The organism is Streptomyces sp. NPDC020801 (assembly GCF_044334385.1).
Taxonomy (GTDB): domain Bacteria; phylum Actinomycetota; class Actinomycetes; order Streptomycetales; family Streptomycetaceae; genus Streptomyces.
Map to the genome: position 1 here is coordinate 348,311 of NZ_JBIRST010000003.1, position 18,634 is coordinate 366,944.

The 18,634-nt window shown below is 71.7% G+C and carries 15 protein-coding genes; 6 read left to right on the forward strand and 9 right to left on the reverse strand.

Going from position 1 to position 18,634, the window contains the following annotated elements; genetic code table 11:
- Positions 1–267 precede the first annotated feature (267 nt).
- Positions 268–1,704 carry a pyruvate kinase gene (pyk, locus tag ACH4UM_RS08995; RefSeq protein ID WP_398175607.1) on the reverse strand — a complete coding sequence of 479 codons (1,437 nt, stop codon included), beginning with the start codon at positions 1,702–1,704 and terminating at the stop codon, positions 268–270.
- A gap of 157 nt (positions 1,705–1,861) precedes the next feature.
- A complete protein-coding gene (locus ACH4UM_RS09000) occupies positions 1,862–2,575 on the reverse strand; it encodes an SIMPL domain-containing protein (protein ID WP_398175609.1) in 714 nt (237 codons plus the stop codon).
- A 138-nt stretch (positions 2,576–2,713) separates the two neighbouring features.
- Here ACH4UM_RS09000 and ACH4UM_RS09005 point away from each other — a divergent pair, with 138 nt between their 5' ends.
- Positions 2,714–4,528 (forward strand): bifunctional metallophosphatase/5'-nucleotidase, encoded by a 1,815-nt coding sequence (locus ACH4UM_RS09005; RefSeq protein ID WP_398175611.1) that lies wholly within the window; start codon positions 2,714–2,716, stop codon positions 4,526–4,528.
- A gap of 27 nt (positions 4,529–4,555) precedes the next feature.
- On the opposite strand, the gene ACH4UM_RS09010 is transcribed toward ACH4UM_RS09005, so the two are convergent.
- The 4 genes from ACH4UM_RS09010 to ACH4UM_RS09025 form a co-directional block, all read right to left on the reverse strand.
- Positions 4,556–5,986, reverse strand: coding sequence for a lysine N(6)-hydroxylase/L-ornithine N(5)-oxygenase family protein (locus ACH4UM_RS09010; protein ID WP_398175613.1), 1,431 nt, complete (start codon positions 5,984–5,986; stop codon positions 4,556–4,558).
- Positions 5,983–7,380, reverse strand: a complete 1,398-nt coding sequence (locus tag ACH4UM_RS09015) for a pyridoxal phosphate-dependent decarboxylase family protein (RefSeq protein ID WP_398175615.1) — start codon at positions 7,378–7,380, stop codon at positions 5,983–5,985. The genes ACH4UM_RS09010 and ACH4UM_RS09015 overlap by 4 nt, the downstream gene beginning before the upstream one ends.
- 448 nt (positions 7,381–7,828) lie before the next feature.
- Positions 7,829–10,330 (reverse strand): aminopeptidase N, encoded by a 2,502-nt coding sequence (gene pepN, locus ACH4UM_RS09020; RefSeq protein WP_398175617.1) that lies wholly within the window; start codon positions 10,328–10,330, stop codon positions 7,829–7,831.
- Between the two features lie 537 nt (positions 10,331–10,867).
- On the reverse strand, positions 10,868–11,218 hold the full coding sequence (locus ACH4UM_RS09025; protein ID WP_398175619.1) for a chorismate mutase: 351 nt from the start codon (positions 11,216–11,218) through the stop codon (positions 10,868–10,870).
- Between the two features lie 141 nt (positions 11,219–11,359).
- Here ACH4UM_RS09025 and ACH4UM_RS09030 point away from each other — a divergent pair, with 141 nt between their 5' ends.
- Positions 11,360–12,253: a hypothetical protein gene (locus ACH4UM_RS09030; RefSeq protein ID WP_398175621.1), complete on the forward strand. Its 894-nt coding sequence runs from the start codon at positions 11,360–11,362 to the stop codon at positions 12,251–12,253.
- A 13-nt stretch (positions 12,254–12,266) separates the two neighbouring features.
- Here the strand turns inward: ACH4UM_RS09030 and ACH4UM_RS09035 are convergent, their stop codons facing one another.
- Positions 12,267–13,184, reverse strand: coding sequence for an SDR family oxidoreductase (locus ACH4UM_RS09035; protein WP_398175623.1), 918 nt, complete (start codon positions 13,182–13,184; stop codon positions 12,267–12,269).
- A 1-nt stretch (position 13,185) separates the two neighbouring features.
- Positions 13,186–13,965, reverse strand: a complete 780-nt coding sequence (locus tag ACH4UM_RS09040; RefSeq protein WP_398175625.1) for an SDR family oxidoreductase — start codon at positions 13,963–13,965, stop codon at positions 13,186–13,188.
- Between the two features lie 101 nt (positions 13,966–14,066).
- Here ACH4UM_RS09040 and ACH4UM_RS09045 point away from each other — a divergent pair, with 101 nt between their 5' ends.
- The 4 genes from ACH4UM_RS09045 to ACH4UM_RS09060 are packed head-to-tail and all read left to right on the forward strand — an operon-like array spanning position 14,067 to position 17,492.
- A complete protein-coding gene (locus tag ACH4UM_RS09045; RefSeq protein WP_398175627.1) occupies positions 14,067–14,810 on the forward strand; it encodes an enoyl-CoA hydratase family protein in 744 nt (247 codons plus the stop codon).
- Positions 14,811–14,815: 5 nt separating this feature from the next.
- On the forward strand, positions 14,816–15,667 hold the full coding sequence (locus ACH4UM_RS09050; protein ID WP_398175917.1) for a CoA transferase subunit A: 852 nt from the start codon (positions 14,816–14,818) through the stop codon (positions 15,665–15,667).
- Positions 15,664–16,434 (forward strand): CoA-transferase subunit beta, encoded by a 771-nt coding sequence (locus tag ACH4UM_RS09055; protein ID WP_398175629.1) that lies wholly within the window; start codon positions 15,664–15,666, stop codon positions 16,432–16,434. The genes ACH4UM_RS09050 and ACH4UM_RS09055 overlap by 4 nt, the downstream gene beginning before the upstream one ends.
- Entirely contained in the window at positions 16,434–17,492 is a 1,059-nt protein-coding gene (locus tag ACH4UM_RS09060) for an NAD(P)H-dependent flavin oxidoreductase (RefSeq protein ID WP_398175631.1), read from the forward strand. Before ACH4UM_RS09055 ends, ACH4UM_RS09060 begins: the two co-directional genes overlap by 1 nt.
- Here the strand turns inward: ACH4UM_RS09060 and ACH4UM_RS09065 are convergent.
- On the reverse strand, positions 17,476–18,633 hold the full coding sequence (locus ACH4UM_RS09065; protein ID WP_398175633.1) for an acetyl-CoA C-acetyltransferase: 1,158 nt from the start codon (positions 18,631–18,633) through the stop codon (positions 17,476–17,478). The two genes, ACH4UM_RS09060 and ACH4UM_RS09065, sit on opposite strands and share 17 nt — an antisense overlap.
- Between the last annotated feature and the right edge of the window lies 1 nt (position 18,634).

The following is an 18,634-nucleotide window of genomic DNA, read 5'->3' on the forward strand; positions in this document are numbered from 1 at the left end:
ACGGCTACATCATCTTCAAGCCGAGGCAGCGCTACCTCATGGTCACATGTACCGCTTCATGGCCCGGGCTGGTCGAACTCGCCGAAGACGCCATGCGCAAAGTCCTGCCCCGGCCCAGCGTGAGCCGCCTGCAGCGTGCAGGCTGCATTGACGTGGACGACTCTGGCTCGCGGCAGCGATCCCTTCAACATCTCCATCGCCCGCAAAGCCTCCGTGGCCCTGATGGACGCCCATGTCGGCCCCAAGCACTGGAGACGTGAAGTCGCGCTACTTGGGAATGTCGTCCTCGCCGATGTGGTGCACCCGGACCAGGTTGGTCGAGCCCGGGACGCTGGGCGGGGAGCCCGCAGTGATCACGACCACGTCGCCCTTCTGGCAGCGGCCGTACCGCAGCAGCAGTTCGTCGACCTGGGCGACCATGGCGTCGGTCGAGTTCACGCGCGGTCCCAGGAAGGTCTCCACGCCCCAGGTCGCGCTGAGCTGGGAGCGGGTGGCCGGTTCCGGGGTGAAGGCCAGCAGGGGGATGGGCGAGCGGTAGCGGGAGAGGCGCCGGGCGGTGTCGCCCGACTGGGTGAAGGCGACCAGGAACTTGGCGCCGAGGAAGTCGCCGATCTCCGCCGCCGCGCGGGCGACCGCGCCGCCCTGGGTGCGGGGCTTGTTCCGGTCGGTGAGGGGTGCGAGGCCCTTGGCGAGGAGGTCCTCCTCGGCGGCGGCGACGATGCGGGACATGGTCCGGACCGTTTCGACCGGGTACTTGCCGACGCTGGTCTCTCCGGAGAGCATCACCGCGTCCGTGCCGTCGATGACGGCGTTGGCCACGTCGCTCGCCTCGGCCCTGGTGGGGCGGGAGTTGTCGATCATGGAGTCGAGCATCTGGGTGGCGACGATCACCGGTTTGGCGTTGCGCCTGGCCAGTTTGATGGCGCGTTTCTGGACGATGGGGACGTGTTCCAGGGGCATCTCGACGCCGAGGTCGCCGCGGGCGACCATGATGCCGTCGAAGGCGGCGACGATGTCGTCGATGGCCTCGACCGCCTGCGGTTTCTCGATCTTGGCGATGACGGGGAGGCGGCGGCCCTCGTCGTCCATGATGCGGTGGACGTCGAGGACGTCGCGGCCGGTGCGTACGAACGACAGTGCGGTGATGTCGAAGCCGGTGTGCAGCGCCCAGCGCAGGTCGTCCTCGTCCTTCTTGGACAGGGCGGGGACGGAGACGGCGACGCCGGGGAGGTTGAGGCCCTTGTGGTCGGAGATCATTCCTCCTTCGCGGACCCTCGTCCGTACGCGGGGGCCGTCGACGGCGGTGACTTCGAGGGCGACCTTGCCGTCGTCGACGAGGATGCGTTCGCCTGGGGTGACGTCCTCGGCGAGGCCGGCGTAGGTGGTTCCGCAGATGTGGCGGTCGCCTTCGATGCCTTCTTCGACGGTGATGGTGAAGGTGTCGCCGCGTTCAAGGAGTACGGGTCCTTCGCGGAAGCGGCCGAGCCGGATCTTCGGGCCTTGAAGGTCGGCGAGGATTCCGACGCTGCGGCCGGTCTCGTCGGCGGCCTTGCGGACGCGCTGGTACCGCTCCTCGTGTTCGGCGTGGGTGCCGTGGCTGAGGTTGAAGCGGGCGACGTCCATTCCGGCGTCGACCAGGGCCTTGATCTGGTCGTACGTGTCAGTGGCGGGCCCCAGAGTACAAACGATCTTTGCTCGGCGCATGATGTGAGCCTAGGCCTTACCGGTCGGTAGAGACTTGGTGCTGGATGACTACTCAACAACCTTTAGGTGAAGGGTTATTGACAACTGTTGAATTGTGCGAAGCGGTGCTCCGATGAGCATTCGGCGTATTCACCGGATCTTGACGGACCTGACGTAATTACAGTTTGGGCGGTGCCATGGTGAATCGCGCGTTGAGTTGCGCGTAGACGTGCTGCCGTTGCGGTTCGAGGTCCAGGGGTGCCGCGGCGTCCTCCTGTGCCGACGCTCCGTAGGCCGCCATGGATCGCATGCGCCCCGGGGCGGGCGGGTAGGGCTGGGTGTTCTCCGCGCCGATGTCGGCGATTTCGACGAGGGCGGCGAGGGTGCTGCCGAGTGCTTCGGCGTATTCCCTGGCGCGCTGGACGGCCTCGTGCACGGCCTGCCGGCGGGCCTGCCGGTGGGCGGGCGAGTCGGGGCGCAGGGACCACCAGGGGCCGTCCACCCGGGTGAGTTCCAAGTCGGCCAGTCGGGTGGTGAGTTCTCCAAGGGCGGTGAAGTCGGAGAGTTCGGCGGTGAGGTGGACGGTGCCCTGGTAGGTGCGGATGCGTTCGCCGCGGCCGTGCCGGGTGAGTTCGGGGGTGATGGAGAAGGCGCCGGTTTCGAGGCGTTCGACGGCCGGTCCGTAGGTTTTGACGAGGTCGATGACGCCGTTGTTGCGGCGGGTGAGGTCGTCGAGGGCGGAACGGCGGTCCTTGCCGCGGGCGGTGACGGTGATGCCGATGCGGGCTATCTCGGGGTCGACTTCGAGGTGGGCTTCGCCGCGGACGGCGATGCGGGGGGCGTCGGGGGTGCCGTAGGGGACGGGCGGCTGCGGGTCCTGGGCTGAGGTCATACGTCCCACTCTGTCACCGGCGGCCGGTTTCCCGCTTCTGCTGGTCACGGAATCGCAACCTGCGAGGTCTGTTGCGGTTGGTCATGAGCGGGTCAGAATCTACGCGCGTTGTTGACTCTTTCCCGAGGAGAAGCAGACATGCCGTTGAACCGCCGGAAGTTCCTGAAGGAGTCCGCCGTGACGGGGGCGGGTGTCGCGCTGGCCGGCGCGGCGGCGGCTCCGGCGGCGCGGGCCGCCGAGGCGGGGACGCCCACGCGGCCCGGCGGGCCGGCCAGGCGGTACTCGCTCACCGTGATGGGCACGACGGACCTGCACGGGCACGTCTTCAACTGGGACTACTTCAAGGACGCGGAGTACTCCGACAAGGCGGGCAACGCGCAGGGCCTGTCGCGGATCTCGACTCTGGTGAACCAGGTCAGACAGGAGAAGGGCCGGTGCAACACCCTCCTCCTCGACGCGGGTGACACGATCCAGGGCACCCCTTTGGCGTACTACTACGCGAAGGTGGACCCGATCACCGCCAAGGGCGGCCCGGTGCATCCGATGGCGCAGGCGATGAACGCGATCGGGTACGACGCGGCGGCGCTCGGAAACCACGAGTTCAACTACGGCATCGAGACCCTGCGCCGGTTCGAGGAGCAGTGCCGCTTCCCGCTGCTCGGCGCGAACGCGCTGGACGCGAAGACGCAGAGGCCGGCCTTCCCGCCGTACTTCATCAAGAAGTTCCACGTGCACGGCGCTCCGCCGGTGAAGGTGGCGGTGCTGGGGCTGACCAACCCGGGCGTCGCGATCTGGGACAAGGCCTATGTGCAGGGGAAGTTGACCTTCCCGGGTCTGGAGGAGCAGGCGGCGAAGTGGGTGCCGAAGCTGCGTTCGATGGGTGCGGACGTGGTGGTGGTGTCGGCGCACTCGGGTACGTCGGGCAAGTCGTCGTACGGCGATCAGCTGCCCTGGGTGGAGGACGCGGCGGCGAACGTCGCGAGGCAGGTGCCGGGCATCGACGCGATCCTGGTGGGGCACGCGCATCTGGAGATTCCGGAGCTGCGGGTCACCAATGAGCAGACGGGCCGGACGGTCGTGCTGTCGGAGCCGTTGTGCTACGCCGAGCGGCTGACCCTGATCGACTTCGAGCTGGTGTTCGCCAAGGGCCGGTGGGAGGTCGAGTCGGTTTCCGCCTCGCTGCGCAACTCCGGCTCCGTCGCGGACGACCCGGAGATCACCAGGCTGCTGACAAACGAGCACGAGAAGGTCGTCGCCTACGTCAACCAGGTTGTCGGCCGGGCGACCGAGACCCTGACGACGGTGGAGGCGCGTTACAAGGACGCCCCGATCATCGACCTGATCACCAGGGTGCAGGAGGACGTGGTGAAGGCCGCGCTGGCGGGCTCGCAGTACGCCGCGCTGCCGGTCATCGCGCAGGCGTCCCCCTTCTCGCGGACCTCGGAGATCCCGGCGGGCGATGTGACGATCCGGGACCTGTCGAGCCTGTACGTGTACGACAACACGCTGGTCGCCAAGCTGATGACGGGTGCGCAGGTGCGGGCCTACCTGGAGTACTCGGCGGAGTACTTCGTGCAGACGGCGGCGGACGCTGCCGTGGACGTGGAGAAGCTGACGAACGCGAACAACCGTCCGGACTACAACTACGACTATGTGTCCGGCCTGGCGTACGACATCGACATCGCCCAGCCGGCCGGTTCGCGGATCAGGAACCTCACCTTCAACGGTGCGGCGCTGGATGACGCGCAGCGGTTCGTGCTGGCGGCGAACAACTACCGGGCCAACGGCGGCGGTGCCTTCCCGTATGTCGCCTCGGCGCAGGAGTTGTGGTCGGAGTCGACGGAGATCCGTACCCGGATCGCGGAGTGGGTGACCGCGAAGGGTGTGCTGGACCCGAAGGACTTCGCGTCGGTGGACTGGAGGCTGACGCGGAACGGCGCGCCGGTGTTCTAGCGGATCGGCAGGGCGAGCAGGGCGGCCTCAGCTCCCGTCCGCCAGCGGTGTCAGTGCTTTGAGCCGGCGGGTGGGCGGGATCCGGGGCTTTTGTCGTTCGAGGCCGAAGATGGTGAAGGCGGTGCGGGTGGGCAGTGGGTAGGTCTCGGTTGCGGTCACCGAGTTGAGGATGGTGGCGCTGCGCCAGGCGGCGAGGCCGAGGTCGGGGCTGCCGACGCCGTGGGTGTGGAGTCCGGCGTTCTGGATGTGGACGTGGCAGCCGGTGGTGGTGATGGCGGGGTCGAGGGCGAGGCGGAACTGGTCGTCGATGCGGGGGCGGCCGGCGCTGTCGCGACGCAGATAGGGCTCGAGGGCGGTGAGCAGGGGGGACAGGGGGCGTTCGCGGTAGCCGGTGGCGAGGACGACGGCGTCGGTGGTGAGGCGGGTGCGGGTGTTCTGCTGCTGGTGTTCGAGGTGGAGTTCGACCTGGGTGGTGGCGACGCGGCCGGCGGTGCGGACGCGGACGCCCGGGGTGAGGACGGCGTCGGGCCAGCCGCCGTGCAGGGTGCGGCGGTAGAGCTCGTCGTAAATGGCGGCGAGGGTGCCGGTGTCGATGCCCTTGTGGAGTTGCCACTGGACGGGGATGAGCCGGTCGCGGACGGGTTCGGGCAGGGCGTGGAAGTAACGCGTGTAGTCGGGGGTGAAGTGTTCCAGGCCGAGCTTGGAGTACTCCATGGGGGCGAAGGCCTCGGTACGGCCGATCCAGTGGAGTCGTTCCTTGCCCGGGGGGCGGTGGCGGAGCAGGTCGAGGAAGATCTCGGCGCCCGACTGCCCGGAGCCGACGACGGTGACGTGGCCGGCGGCGAGGAGGGCGTCGCGGTGGTCGAGGTAGTCGGCTGCGTGCCAGACGGGGACGCCGGGGGTGTGGGCGAGGGGTCTGAGGGGCTCGGGGACGTGGGGCTGGGTGCCGATGCCGAGGACGATGTTCCTGGTGTGGGTGCGGCCGAGGGCTTGGGCTTCGCCTTGGGTGTCGAGCTGGGTGAAGTCGACTTCGAAGACGTCGCGTTCGGGGTTCCAGCGGACGGCGTCGACCTGGTGGCCGAAGTGCAGTGCGGGGAGGTTGTCGGACACCCAGCGGCAGTAGGCGTCGTATTCGGCGCGCTGGATGTGGAAGCGCTCGGCGAAGTAGAAGGGGAAGAGCCGCTCGCGTGTCTTGAGGTAGTTGAGGAAGGACCAGGGGTTTGCGGGGTCGGCGAGGGTGACCAGGTCGGCGAGGAAGGGGACCTGGATGCGGGCGCCGTCGATGAGCAGGCCGGGATGCCAGGTGAAGCCGGGGCGCTGTTCGTAGAAGACGGCGTCGAGCCCGGTGAGCGGGTGGGCGAGGGCGGCGAGGGAGAGGTTGAACGGCCCGATGCCGATGCCGACCAGGTCGCGGGGTGTTTCGGGGGCCTGGAGTGGGGGGTGGGGGGTCGGGCTCATCGGGGGGTGCTTCCTTCCACCAGTTTCAGGAGGGCGGCCAGGTCGTCGGGCCGGATGTCGGGGTTGAGGAGGGTGGCTTTGAGCCAGAGCCGGTCGTGGAGGCGGGCACGGCCGAGGACGGCGCGGCCTTCGGTGAGGAGTTTGCGGCGTACGGCGGCGACGGCGTCGTCGGTGGTGTCGGTGGGCCGGAAGAGGACGGTGCTGATGGTGGGCCGGTCGTGGAGCTCGAAGCCGGGATGGTCGCGGATGAGGTCGGCGAATTCGCGGGCGCGGGCGCAGACCTGGTCGACGAGGGCGCCGAGGCCGGTGCGGCCGAGGGTCTTCAGGGTGACGGCGATCTTGAGGATGTCGGGGCGGCGGCTGGTGCGCAGGGAGCGGCCGAGGAGGTCGGGCAGGCCTGCTTCGGTGTCGTCGTCGGCGTTGAGGTAGTCGACGCGCTGGTGCAGGACGGAGAGGTCGCGGGGGTGGCGGACGGCGAGGAGTCCGGCGGCGACCGGCTGCCAGCCGAGTTTGTGCAGGTCGAGGGTGACGGTGTGGGCGGCTTCGAGTCCGGTGAGTTTGTCGCGGTGGCGGTCGCTGAAGAGGAGGCCGCCGCCGTGGGCGGCGTCGACGTGGAGGCGGGCGCCGTGGGCGGCGCACAGTCCGGCGATCTCGGGGAGGGGGTCGATGAGTCCGGCGTCGGTGGTGCCGGCGGTGGCGGCGACGAGGAGGGAGCCGCGGGGGCCGGAGATGTCGGTGAGGGCGCCGTGGAGGGCGGCGAGGTCGATCGTGCCGGAGGGGGCGGGGACGATCACGGGTTCGGGCAGGCCGAGCAGCCAGGCGGCGCGGGGCAGGGAGTGGTGGGCGTTGGCGCCGCAGACCAGGCGGACGCCGCCGTGGGTCTCGCGGGCGAGCAGCAGGGCGAGTTGGTTGGATTCGGTGCCGCCGGTGGTGACCACGGCGTCGGCGAGGCCGGTGGCGTGGGCGAGTTCGCGGGTGACGAGGGCTTCGAGTTCGGCGGCGGCGGGCGCCTGGTCCCAGGAGTCGAGGGAGGGGTTGAGGGTGCTGACGGCAAGGTCGGCGGCGGTGGCGACGGCCAGTGGCGGGCAGTGCAGGTGGGCGGTGCACAGCGGGTCGGCGGGGTCGGCGGCGCCCTCGGCGAGGGCGTGGACGAGGGCACGCAGGGCGTCGGGGTCGCCGTGGTCGGGCAGGACGTCTGCGACGGCGTCGCGCATGCGGGCGGCGACCGCTTCCGGTCCCCCGGTGGGCAGGGGTCCGCCGCGGGCGCGCCGGCCGGTGTCGAGTGCGTCGAGGACGGTGTCGAGCAGGGGGCGCAGGGCGCGGGGGCCTTCGGGGCCGGAGGCGAGGCGGGCGGTGGTGGGGCGGCCGGGGTCGTCCGGGGGTGGGGTGCTCATGGGCTGTCCTCCGTGGCGCGGGGGCAGGGATTTCCAGCTTGGACGCAAGGAGGCCCGACGCGCCCGGAAGGTCGGCGATCGGAACCCGAAAGTGGGTACTGCCGTGCGGGGAAAAGGTGTTGGGGCCGGTGGGCGGGGCCGGTGGGTGCCGAGGTGGGCAACCGGCGGGCGGGTCCGCGGGAAGGGGCGGTGCGGCGGGCGGAGTTGCGGCGGGGCGCGGACGGGTGGGGGCCCGGCGCCGGGTGAGCGCCGGGCCTCGTCCGGCGGTGGGCCCGGGCCCGGATGTCGCCGGTGCGGTCCTCGGCCGGCGCACGCCGCACGGCCGCCGACGCCCGCCGCATGGCCGCCGACGCCCGCCGTAAGGCCGCCGACGCCCGCCGTATGGCGGTCGGGGCCCGCGACATGGCCGCCAGGCGCCGGCCGTGCCTGGTTTCACGCCATGTGGCTGCTACTCCTGCCGTACGCGCAACGCCCGTGCCAGGTCGTCGAGTTGGTCGATGAGCTTGCGGCGCAGGGCCGGGATCGGGTCGCCGTCCTGCAGGCAGGCCCGGCCCAGGTGCAGGTGGTCGGCGTCGATGGTGTGGGCGGGGAAGGCCCAGCGGCCGGCGGCCTCGGCGATGGCGGGGCCGCGGCGGGCGGCGAGGGCGACCGCGTCCTCGTAGTAGCGCGGCACGTAGTCCCTTACGAGATCGGCCTGTTCGGGCTGCCAGAAGCCCTGGGCGGTGGCCGTGAAGAGGTAGTTCGACAGGTCGGTGCTCTCGTCGGTGGCGAACATCGACTCCCAGGCGTGGCGCTTGGCCTCGGGGTCGGGCAGGGCGGCGCGGCAGCGGGCGGCGCCCTCCTGGCCGGTGGCGGAGGGATCGCGGTCGAGTTCGGCGGCGATGGCGGCCTCGTCGGTGGCGCCGAGCACGGCGAGCCGGGACAGCACGCGCCAGCGCAGTTCGGGGTCGAGTTCGGGCCCGCCGGGCACGATGCCGTCGGCGAGCCAGGCGGCGATGGTGTCGGGGTGGGCGGCGACGTCGATGAACTGGCGTACGGCGATCAGCCGCAGGCCGGGGTTGTCGCCGTCCTCGGTGCGGCGGATGAGGTCGCGGCACAGGTTGGTGAGGGTGGCCAGGGCGGCGGGGCGGGCCTCGGGGGTGAGGTAGCGGTCGGCGACCTGGGCGTGGGCGAAGGTGAGGACGGCCTCGACGAGGGCGAGGTCGGTCTCGTGGGGCAGGTGGGTGCGGGCCGTCTCCAGGTAGGCGGTGGCGGGCAGTTCACCGTCGCGGACGGCGTCCCGCAGCGCGTTCCACACCACCGCGCGGGTCAGGGGATCGGGCAGGCCGGACAGGCCGGCGCGGACCGTCCGGAAGGACTCGGTGTCGAAGCGGACCTTGGCGTAGGTGAGGTCGCCGTCGTTGAGCAGGAGCAGCGCGGGGCGCCTGCCGATGGGGTGGGCCTCGGGCTGCGGGATGTCGAGTTCGAGGCGGGCGCGCAGGGTGAGGCGTCCCTCGTCGGTGAGGTCCTGGTCGTACAGGCCGGCGGTGATGCGGTGCGGGCGGCTGCCGTGGTGGTCGACGGTGAGGGTGCAGGTGCCGTCGGCGGCGGGTGCGATGCGCGGGGTGAGGGTGTCGACGCCGGTGGTGCGCAGCCAGGCATCGGCCCAGGCGTGGACGTCGCGGTCGGTGGCGGAGGCGAGGGAGTCGATGAAGTCGGCGAGGGTGGCGTTGGCGAACCTGTGCCGTTTGAAGTGGGTGTTGATACCGGCGAGGAAGTCCTTGTCGCCGAGCCAGGCCACCAGCTGCCGCAGGGCGGAGGCGCCCTTGGCGTAGGAGATGCCGTCGAAGTTGAGCAGGGCGGAGGCGGTGTCGTCGACGGCGTCGGGGGCGACGGGGTGGGTGGAGGGGCGTTGGTCGGCGTCGTAGCCCCAGGTCTTGCGGGCGATGCCGAAGTCGGTCCAGGTGTCGGTGAAGCGGGTGGCCTCGGTGAGGGTCTGGTAGCCCATGTACTCGGCGAAGGACTCGTTGAGCCAGATGTCGTCCCACCACTTGAGGGTGACGAGGTCTCCGAACCACATGTGGGCCATCTCGTGGGCGATGACCATGGCTCGGGTCTGCCGCTCGGTGTCGGTGACTGCGGAGCGGTAGACGAACTCGTCGCGGAAGGTGACCAGTCCCGGGTTCTCCATGGCGCCCGCGTTGAACTCGGGGACGAACGCCTGGTCGTAGGAGTCGAAGGGGTAGGGCTCGTCGAACTTCTCGTGGTAGCGGTCGAAGCACGCGCGCGTGATGTCGAGGATCTCGTCGGCGTCCACGTCCAGGTGGGGGGCGAGCGAGCGGCGGCAGTGGATGCCGAAGGGCAGGCCGCGGTGCTCGGTGCGTACGGAGTGCCAGGGGCCGGCGGCGACGGCGACCAGGTAGGTGGAGATCCGCGGGGTGGGGGCGGCCTTCCATACGCCGTCGCCGGTGTGCTCGGTGACGCCGTTGGCGAGCACCGTCCAGTCCTCGGGGGCCTTCACCGTGAGCTCGAAGACGGCCTTGAGGTCGGGCTGGTCGAAGGCGGCGAAGACGCGCTGGACGTCCTCCATGAACAGCTGTGTGTAGACGTAGGTCTCGCCGTCGGAGGGGTCCGTGAAGCGGTGCATGCCCTCGCCGGTGCGGGAGTAGCGCATGGCGGCGTCGATGCGCAGCTCGTGCTCGCCGGGGGCGAGGTTCTTCAGCGGCAGCCGGTTCTCGTCGAGGCTGTCGGGGTCGAGGGGCTGTCCGTCGAGGGTGGCGGAGCGCAGCTGGGCGGGCTTGAGCTCGACGAAGGTGCCCGTGACGTCCTGGCCTGTGCGTACGGTGAACCGGATGACGGTCAGGGAGTCGAAGGTGTCGTCCCCACCGGTCAGGTCGAGGTCGACGGTGCAGCGGTGGACGTCGAGAAGCTGGGCACGGGTCTGCGCTTCGTCGCGCGTGAGTACGGACATGGACGCCATGCTGCCTGATGGCACCGACAGGGCACGAGAGGGTTTCACCTACAGGAGAGCCCGGGTGTACTCCTGCGCGGCACGGTCCGCTCCGGCGCACGCCGGTGCGGCTCCCGCGTGCGCGAGCGCCACTCCCACCCGCCGCCTCACGCCGTTCGGCCCGGGGTCCGGTCCGGTGTGTGCGGCAGCCCGGATCGGTGTGGGCGGGAGCCCGGACCGGTGTGCGCGGGAGCCCGGACCGGTCTGCGCGGCAGTCCGGACCGGTCTGCGCGGGACCGGTGGTGCCGGGGTCCGCTTCGCCCGCCTTCGGCACGGGACGACGGCTGCGCCCGCGCCCGGTGCGTCCGCTGCCGTGCCCTGCGCCCGCCCCGGCGCACCCCGCCGGTGGCGGGGTCCGGGACGGTGCCGACGGAACGTGTTTCTCTGCTGACCCACGGTGTGTCCGGCGCGTGGCGGCCCGTGCGGCCGCGTGCGGTGCACGGCACGGCGTACCCCTTCAGGTTCCCGCTGTCCCGCCCCGGTGCGGATCGGCCGGGGTCAGTTCGCCGCCGTGGGGCTGCCGTTGGCGGAGTCCTCGGCGATGCGCTCGTGGTGGCGGATCACCTCGGCGATGATGAAGTTCAGGAACTTCTCGGCGAACCCGGGGTCCAGTTTGGCGTCCTCGGCCAGGGCGCGCAGGCGGGCGATCTGGCGGGCCTCGCGGGCCGGATCGGCGGGCGGCAGCTGGTGGGCGGCCTTGAGGTGGCCGACCTGCTGGGTCGCCTTGAACCGCTCGGCGAGCATGTGGACGACGGCCGCGTCGATGTTGTCGATGCTGTCGCGCAGCCGCGCGAGCTCCTCGCGGACGGCGGGGTCGACGTCACCGTTACCGGTGCTGCTGGTGGTCATGGGCGCCAACCCTACGGGGTGGGCGCAGGTTCGATCATGGTCGGTGTGCGGGATACGGGGTGCCGCCGCTGCGGTCGGAGGGAATCGGCGGGCCTGCGCATACAGTGGGAAGGAGTTCAGGGCGTCTTTGGGGGTACGGACGTGGCGAACGACGGACCGGTCGAGCACGGCTACCCACATCTGGAGACGGTGCGGGCCTCGATCACAGCGCTGTACAAGCGGCTGTCGTACGACACCGTCCAGACGTTCGCGACCAGCGTGGCCCCCGCCGACGTGGCCTTCTGCGACACCGACGACCTGTATCTGGGCGCCCAGCGCGTGGCCCGGGAACTGGTGCGCCACTACCGGCTGCCGGACGCCCGGCTGATCGTCGGCTTCCGTGAGATGAAGCATGCGGCGAACGTCGAACTGGCGGCGGGCCCGGAGTACTTCGTCGAGCTGAACGACCGCTTCCGCACCCACCGCCGGGACATCGGCGCGGCTCTCGCGCACGAGGTGACGCACGTGTATCTGCACCGCCTGGATCTGTCCTTCCCCGGCACCCGTGACAACGAGATCCTCACGGACACCACGGCGGCGTATCTGGGTGCGGGCTGGCTGCTGCTGGACGCTTTCCGGGAGCACGGCGCGGCCTCGCAGAAGCTCGGCTATCTCACGCCGGAGGAGTTCGGCTATGTCCTGGCCAAGCGGGCGCTGCTCTTCGGTGAGGACCCCTCGACCTGGTTCACCAGTCCGCAGGCCTACGAGGCGTACGTCAGGGGGATGGCCCAGGCCCACCAGGACGGGCAGCAGCCGCCGCTGACGGCGGCGGGCTGGGCGGGCCGCCGCCGCTACGCCCGCGACCGGCGGCACGCCCAGGCCCACGGGCCGTTCGCGCATCCGGGCGTGCCCTACTCCTTCACCACGGCCGGGCAGGAGCCGTTGCGGGTGTCGTTCCCCTGCCCGACCTGCCGGCAGCGGATCAGGGTGCCGGTGCGGGGCCGGATGCGGGCGCGGTGCGCGTTGTGCCGGACGGTGCTGGAGTGCGACACATGACCGGCCGGCCGTCTCACGTCCCGTAGACCTGCCCGGGCGTCGCCGCCTCCGCCAGCAGTTTCAGGGCCGTCTGCCCCGCCTCGGCCGGGGTCCACCGCGCCTGCTTGTCGGCGGTGGGGCCGGGGCGCCAGCCCTCCATGACGGTGATGCGGCCGGCCTCCGCCTCGAAGACGCGGCCGGTGACACCGGCGCTCGCCGGGGAGCCGAGCCAGACGACCAGCGGGGAGACGTTCTGCGGGGCCATGGCGTCGAAGCCGGTGGCGGGTGCCGCCATGGTGCCGGCGAAGGCGCGTTCCGTCATCCGGGTGCGGGCCGCCGGGGCGATCGCGTTGACCTGGACGCCGTACCGGGCGAGCTCGGCCGCCGCGACCAGCGTCAGACCGAGGATCCCGGCCTTGGCGGCGCTGTAGTTGCCCTGCCCGACCGAGCCCAGCAGCCCGGCCCCACTGCTGGTGTTGACGATCCGGGCCGCCGGTCCGCGCCCGGCCCTGGCCTCGGCCCGCCAGTGCGCGGCCGCGTGCCTGAGCGGCAGGAAGTGGCCCTTGAGGTGGACGCGGACCACGGCGTCCCAGTCGTCCTCGTCGAGGTTGACCAGCATGCGGTCGCGCAGGAAACCGGCGTTGTTGACGAGGGTGTCGAGCCGGCCGTACGTCTTCAGGGCGGTACGGATGAGTGCGGCGGCTCCCCGGGGTGTGGCGATGTCGCCGAAGTGCGGCACCGCCTCGCCACCGGCGGCGCGGATCTCGTCGGCCACCTGTGCGGCGGGGCTGTCCGGGGCGGGCGGGCCGCCGGGGCGGCCGTCGAGGCCGACGCCGAGGTCGTTGACGACCAGCCGGGCGCCCTCGGCGGCGAAGGCGAGGGCATGGGCCCGGCCGAGCCCGCGGCCGGCGCCGGTGACGACGACGACTCGGCCGTCGCAGATTCCGCTCATGTCAGTCTCTCCTTGTCGGCCCGTGCGGCGTCTTGTCGGCACGTGCGGCGTCGAGGAACGCCGGCCGCTCCCCGCCCCCGTGCACGAGCAGGCTCGCCCCGCTGATGTACGCGGCGGCGTCGGAGGCGAGGAAGACGGCGGCGGCGCCGACGTCGGCGGGTTCGGCGAGGCGGGCGAGCGGGACGGTGGAGGCGACCGCCGCGATCCGGTCCGCGCCGCCGTAGTGGAGGTGGGACAGCTCGGTGCGCACCATGCCGACGACGAGGGTGTTGACGCGGATGTCCGGGGCCCACTCGACGGCCATGGAGCGGGCCAGGTGCTCCAGCCCGGCCTTGGCGGCGCCGTAGGCCGCCGTGCCGGGCGAAGGCCGGCTGCCGCTGACGCTGCCGATCATCACGACGGATCCCCGGGCCTTCTTCAGGTGCGCGTGGGCGGCCAGGGAGGCGGTCAGCGGGGTGAGGAGGTTCAGCTCGATCACCCGTGCGTGGCGTTCGGCGTCCGCGTCGGCCAGGGGCCGGTACGGCGCTCCGCCCGCGTTGTTGACCAGGACGTCGAGCCGGGGCAGCGCGTCGAAGAAGGCGCGCACGGCGGGTGGGTCACGCAGGTCGAGCGGGGCGAACCCGACGCCCGGCAGCGGCCGTTCGGGCGGTCTGCGGGCGCATGTCACGACGTCCGCCCCGGCCTCGGCGAAGGCCCGTGCGATACCGGCGCCGACGCCTCGGGTGCCACCGGTGACGACCACGGTTCTGCCGGTCAGCGGCGGGTCGGGGGAGTTGTCCACAGGGCCTCCCGTTCGGATCGTCGGGCTGCTAGCTTCGAAGCACATCGCACCTAACAAATGTTTGGTGGAATGGCTTGTGAGTGAAGGTAGCTGATGCGCCCATGGGTGTCTCCCTCTCGTCCGCGGAAAACGGGATTTCCGTGGTCACGGTCGACTTCCCGCCGGTCAACGCGCTGCCGGTGAGCGGCTGGTTCGCGCTGGCCGACGCGGTCCGCGCGGCGGGCCGTGATCCGCGGGTGCGCTGCGTCGTGCTGGCCGCCGAGGGCCGGGGGTTCAACTCGGGCGTGGACATCAAGGAGATACAGGCGTCCGGCGACTTGGCCCTGATCGGCGCGAACCGGGGCTGCGCGGCGGCCTTCGGCGCGGTCTACGAGTGCGAGGTGCCGGTGGTGGCGGCGGTACACGGCTTCTGCCTGGGCGGCGGCATCGGGCTGGTGGGCAACGCGGACGCGATAGTGGCGAGCGACGACGCGACCTTCGGTCTGCCCGAGCTGGACCGGGGCGCGCTGGGCGCGGCCACGCACCTGGCCCGGCTGGTCCCCCAGCATCTGATGCGCGCCCTGTACTACACGGCGCGCACGGTGACGGCGGCCGAGCTGCACGCGCACGGCTCGGTGTGGCGGGTGGTGCCGCGGGAGGAACTGCGCGAGGCGGCGCTGGCGCTGGCCCGTGAAATAGCCGCCAAGGACGGGGAGCTGATCCGTCTGGCCAAGGCGGCGCTCAACGGCATCGACCCGGTGGACGTGCGCCGCAGCTACCGCTTCGAGCAGGGCTTCACCTTCGAGGCGGGCCTGAGCGGCGTGGCCGGCCGGGTCCGGCACACCTTCGGGAAGAAGGGACGGTGAGGTCATTGGGCGACAAGACGATGACGGCCGACGAGGCCGTCTCCCGGCTGCACAGCGGGATGACACTGGGCATCGGCGGCTGGGGCTCGCGCCGCAAGCCGATGGCTCTGGTCAGAGCGCTGCTGCACTCCGGCGTCACGGACCTGACCGTCGTCTCCTGCGGTGGCCCGGACGTGGGCATGCTGGTGGCGGCCGGGCGCGTCCGCAAGCTGGTCACGCCCTTCGTCACCCTGGACTCCATCCCGCTCGAACCGCACTACCGGGCGGCCCGGGAGAGCGGGGCGCTGGAACTGATGGAGGTCGACGAGGCGATGTTTCTGTGGGGTCTGCGCGCGGCGGCGAACCGGCTGCCGTTCCTCCCCGTCAGGTCCGGGATCGGCTCGGACGTGATGCGGGTCAACCCCGGTCTGCGCACCATTGCTTCGCCCTACGAGGACGAAGAGGTGTTCGTGGCCATGCCGGCCCTCCGGCTGGACGCGGCCCTGGTGCACCTCAACCGCGCCGACCGGCGGGGCAACGGCCAGTATCTGGGCCCCGATCCGTACTTCGACGACCTGTTCTGCGAGGCGGCGGACGAGGCGTACGTCTCCTGCGAGCGCATCGTGGACGCCGCCGAGCTGACCAAGGAGGCCGCCGTACAGACCCTGCTGGTCAAGCGGCACACGGTGACCGGGGTGATCGAGGCCCCCGGTGGCGCTCACTTCACCTCCTGCGCCCCGGACTACGGCCGGGACGAGCCCTTCCAGAAGCGGTACGCGACCACGCCGTGGCCCGAGTTCGCGGGGCGGTTCCTGTCCGGGGACGAGCAGAGGTACCGGGCGGCCCTCCAGGACTGGCGCGAGGAGGAGCAGCGATGAGCCCGGCCCCCGCCCGCGTGTGTCTCGCCCCGCCCACTCGCGCCGAGTACTGCGTGATCGGCTGCGCCGAGGCATGGAGGGACGCGGGGGAGATCCTGGCCAGCCCCATGGGCCCGGTTCCGTCCATCGGTGCCCGGCTCGCCCGGCTCACCTTCTCGCCGGACCTGCTCCTGACCGACGGCGAGGCGACGCTCGTCGGCCCGGACGGCACCCCCGAGGGCTGGCTGCCCTACCGGCAGCATCTGACCCTGGTCACGAGCGGGCGGCGGCACGTGATGATGGGCGCGAGCCAGCTCGACCGGTACGGCAACCAGAACATCTCCTGCATCGGTGACTGGGCCAGACCTCGCAGGCAGCTGCTCGGCGTGCGGGGTGCACCGGTCAACACGCTGAACAACCCGACGAGTTACTGGGTCCCCGGACACTCCCGGCGGGTCTTCGTGGAGAAGGTCGACATGGTGTGCGGGGTGGGCTACGACAACGCGGCCCGCCATCCGGCCACGGCCCGCCACCACCGCATCCCCCGTGTCGTGTCCGATCTGGGCGTCTTCGACTTCGGCACTCCGGACCACTCGATGCGCCTGGTCTCACTGCATCCGGGGGTGACGGTGGCACAGGTGCGGGAGGCGACCGGTTTCCCGCTGTCCGTCCCGGAGGAGGTGCCGCGTACCCGGGAACCCACGAATGCGGAGCTGCGGCTGATCCGGGAGGTGATCGACCCCGGGAACGTACGAGGCCGTGAGGTGCCGGAGGAGGCGAGGCACTGATGGAGACCGCGCTGACCCGGCTGGTGGGGGTCCGGCACCCGATCGTGCAGACGGGGATGGGGTGGGTGGCGGGCCCGCGGCTGGTCTCCGCGGCGGCGAACGCCGGGGCGCTGGGCATCCTGGCCTCGGCGACGATGACGCCCGACCAGCTGCGCTCGGCGATACGCGAGGTCAGATCCCGTACCGGGGCCCCGTTCGGGGTCAACGTGCGCGCCGACGCGGGTGACGCCCCCGACCGGGTGCAGATCATGCTCGAGGAGGGCGTGCGGGTGGCGTCCTTCGCGCTGGCGCCGTCCGCCGGGCTGATCGCCCGGCTCAAGGCGGCGGGCGTGGTCGTCATCCCGTCCGTGGGGGCGCGGCGCCATGCCGAGAAGGTCGCCGCCTGGGGCGCGGACGCCGTGATCGTGCAGGGTTCGGAGGGCGGCGGGCACACCGGTCAGGTGGCGACGACGGTGCTGCTGCCGCAGGTGGTCGACGCGGTCGGCATACCGGTCGTGGCGGCGGGCGGCTTCTTCGACGGGCGTGGCCTGGCCGCGGCGCTGGCCTACGGGGCGGCGGGCGTGGCGATGGGCACGCGGTTCCTGCTGACGGCCGACTCCACGGTCCCGGAGGCGGTCAAGGCCCGGTACCTGGCGGCGACGGTCAAGGACGTCACCGTCACCAGGGCGGTGGACGGCCTGCCGCACCGCATGCTGCGCACGGAGCTCGTGGACGCGCTGGAGAACTCCTCACGGGCGGGGGCGCTGCTGCACGCGGTCCGCCGGGCGGCCGGCTTCCGCAGGCTCTCCGGGCTGACCTGGCGCCGGATGATCGAGGACGGCCGCGCGATGAGACACGGCGGGAACCTGTCCTGGAGCCAGGTCCTGCTCGCCGCCAACACCCCGATGCTCCTGAGGTCCGCGATGGTGGACGGCCGCACCGACCTGGGGGTGATGGCCTCTGGGCAGGTCGCCGGGGTGATCGACGACCTGCCGTCGTGTGCCCGGCTGGTGGAACGGATCATGACGGAGGCGGAGGAGGTGCTGCGGTCGCTCGAGTCGCTCAGAGCCTCTCGATGATCGTCACATTGGCCTGGCCACCGCCCTCGCACATCGTCTGGAGGCCGAAGCGGCCGCCGGTGCGCTCCAGTTCGTGCAGGAGGGTGGTCATGAGCTTGGCGCCGGTCGCGCCGAGGGGGTGGCCGAGGGCGATCGCGCCGCCGTTGACGTTGACCTTCTCCGGGTCTGCCCCGGTCTCCTTCAGCCAGGCCAGGACGACGGGGGCGAAGGCTTCGTTGATCTCGACGAGGTCGATGTCGTCGATGCTCAGACCGGTCTTCTTCAGTGCGTGTGCGGTGGCCGGGATCGGAGCGGTCAGCATGCGGATGGGGTCCTCGCCACGCACCGACAGGTGGTGCACGCGCGCTCTCGGCCGCAGTCCGTGCTCGCGGACCGCGTGCTCCGAGGCGAGCAGGAGAGCGGCGGCGCCGTCGGAGACCTGGGAGGAGCAGGCGGCGGTGACGGTGCCGCCGTCGATGACCGGTTTGAGCGCGGCCATCTTCTCCAGCGAGGTGTCCCGGCGCGGGCCCTCGTCGACGGCGAAGCTGCCGAAGGGGACGATCTCCCGCTCGAAGCGGCCCTCGTCGATGGCGCGCAGCGCGCGCCGGTGGGAGCGCAGGGCGAACTCCTGCTGGTCCTCGCGGCCGATGCCCCACTTGGCGGCGATCATCTCGGCGCCGGCGAACTGGTTCACCGGGCGGTCGCCGTAGCGGGCCCGCCAGCCCTCGCTGCCGGCGAAGGGTCCCTGGGTGAAGCCCAGGGGCTCGGCGGCCTGCCGGGTGGCGTAGGCGATGGGGATCTGCGACATGTTCTGCACGCCACCGGCGACCACCAGGCCCTCGGTGCCCGACAGCACGCCCTGGGCCGCGAAGTGGACGGCCTGCTGGGAGGACCCGCACTGCCGGTCGACGGTCACGCCCGGCACCTCCTCGGGCAGCCCGGCCGCCAGCCAGCAGGTCCGGGCGATGTCCCCGGCCTGCGGCCCCACCGCGTCCAGACAGCCGAAGACGACGTCCTCGACGGCGGCCGGGTCGATCCCGGCCCGTTCGACCAGCTCCCTGAGCACATGGGCACCCAGGTCGGCCGGGTGGACGGCGCTGAGTCCTCCCCCGCGCCGCCCGACCGGCGTGCGGACCGCTTCGACGATGTAGGCCTCGGCCATG